We start from the raw sequence: 1,991 nt of genomic DNA on the forward strand, positions 1-1,991 counted from the left end.
GTGTTTATTAAGTATATGAATGATAAATTGAAATTATACCATCAACACAAGTTTATTCATTTCATATTTGCGTGTACTAAAACTAAACCCAAACGAACAATCGTAATGAGATTCATGTTTATAATCGCTATGAAATTTATAACTTGTATTCATGTTAATCATTGTTGTTTTCTCCTTGTTTTTTATCTGCTATCATAATAGCACATCTTTACAAATAAATCCAGTATACCTGTGGTATACTATATATAAGTCAGGTATTTTCATTAAATATAGGCATCAGACTGCGGGCAACGGTTGGCGAGATTTTCGAAGTGTGTGCAAATAAAACACTCGAAGAATAATAAGCAGTATCTGCAAAAAAAGAGTCTCATATGAGCAATGTCATTAAGTTAAGAATTTTGACATAATTATAAAACACATCATATTTGCAATTATTTGATAAATATGATGTGTTTTTTCTTTTGTCTATTTTGCAGCACAACAAAAAGACAGATTGTTTATCTGTCAAAAAACTTATAATTATCTATGATTAAGCCACTCTATATAGAAAGCTTACAGATGCCTGGGGTTTGACTTTGCGAGGGTCTTTTCGACCAGGTCTTACTGGTAATACATGCTTTTCTATTAGGTTAATCACATCAGGTGGACTAAGATTGCGTTTATTACGGAGATATTCTCTACAAATATAAATGGCGATTGTAAAGTTCACCTGTTTTGTTTTATCATTGTTTTTCATTTGTTTTATTACATGTGTTGTTATTAATTCACAATAGTTATACAAAAGTAATCGCGCATATATTTCTTGTTTAATAAAATCTGGTTTTCGTGCATGGAAACTTGTTAATCCTATGGCATATTTTAATTCTCTGAATGAAGTTTCTATTCCCCATCTCAAATGATAGATTTCCTTTATTTTTTTTACGTCAAAAATATTTCTATCAAGATTTGTAATTATTATTTCATAAGAATTAGACCCTATAGGAAATCTAATAATACGAAATGATAATTCGTATGTTTTATCACTTTTTCGTGGAAGATAATCAAACACTTGATTTGCAGGCATCCACTTATAGCCTGCATTTTTTGTGGTCTTTGTATTTTTCCTCGAAAAAATCTGAGTGATATCTATATCAAACTCATCATTTGGAGGAAGATTTAACCCAGATGCAATTCCATTACTATTTTTATCTTTGACACGTATAGCGAATTTCCATCCTTTTTCAATTGCATGTGCAAAAATGTTATAGTTTTCATATCCTCTATCAGCAACAAGAATAACATTCTCTAGTTTCGATCTGTCAATCATTGTTGCACATGCTCTAGACTCGTTGTAATCCGACGCTGTTTGCACTAAAACATCGGTGTATATACGATTCAAAACATCATAAAAGGCATTTAGATGTAGTTTATTAACAATTGAACCATACTGATTACGTTCCCAAAAAGTTTCTGGATCCTTTTGATTGGTTGCAATGGTCAAGTTACTTCCATCACATGCAATTAAACGATAGCCATGATAATTATTAGTAGTTGGAAGGTTGTCATCCGTAAAAGATTTAAACAAATATTCAAAAGCCTCTGGAAGTACTTTTGAACGTTGTTGCGTAAATGCTGATACAGACGGAGTATTTTTGTTAAAATCAAAGAAATCAAGTAGTTCTTTACTCATAGTAGCTCCACCCGAATTCATCATGATTCCTATAAAAGTTTTGAAATCAATTTTCCGTTTTCGAGAGAAATCGACATTGGGGTTTCGAAGAAATAAACATGGATTGTTAGCTAATTCCGAAATATGATTCTTTAGAGAATCTGAAACTTGATTAATATAATTGCTCATATGCGTTACCTCCTTGCAATCAAGATGTTCTTAATTACAAGGGCCGCTTTCGCTACCTCATTATCATTCAATAGCGAAAGCGGCCGCACATTTCGAATCATAAGTCAACCATTAATTACAAAATAAAAAGACCCTAGCATAAATACTGATGCTA

General features: G+C 31.5%; 1 protein-coding gene. It reads right to left on the reverse strand.

The genetic code is table 11. From position 1 onward, the window contains the following. Positions 1-529 precede the first annotated feature (529 nt). Positions 530-1,837: an IS4 family transposase gene (locus ACT8VG_RS10675; RefSeq protein ID WP_444195860.1), complete on the reverse strand. Its 1,308-nt coding sequence runs from the start codon at positions 1,835-1,837 to the stop codon at positions 530-532. Between the last annotated feature and the right edge of the window lie 154 nt (positions 1,838-1,991).

It is taken from the genome of Catenibacterium sp., from assembly GCF_052354645.1.
GTDB classification, from domain to species: domain Bacteria; phylum Bacillota_I; class Bacilli_A; order Erysipelotrichales; family Coprobacillaceae; genus Catenibacterium; species Catenibacterium mitsuoka_A.

What these genes read in the sequence shown, in the direction of transcription:
- ACT8VG_RS10675 (WP_444195860.1), bottom strand. Translation starts at nt 1,837, where the DNA reads ATGAGCAATTATATTAATCAAGTTTCAGATTCTCTAAAGAATCATATT.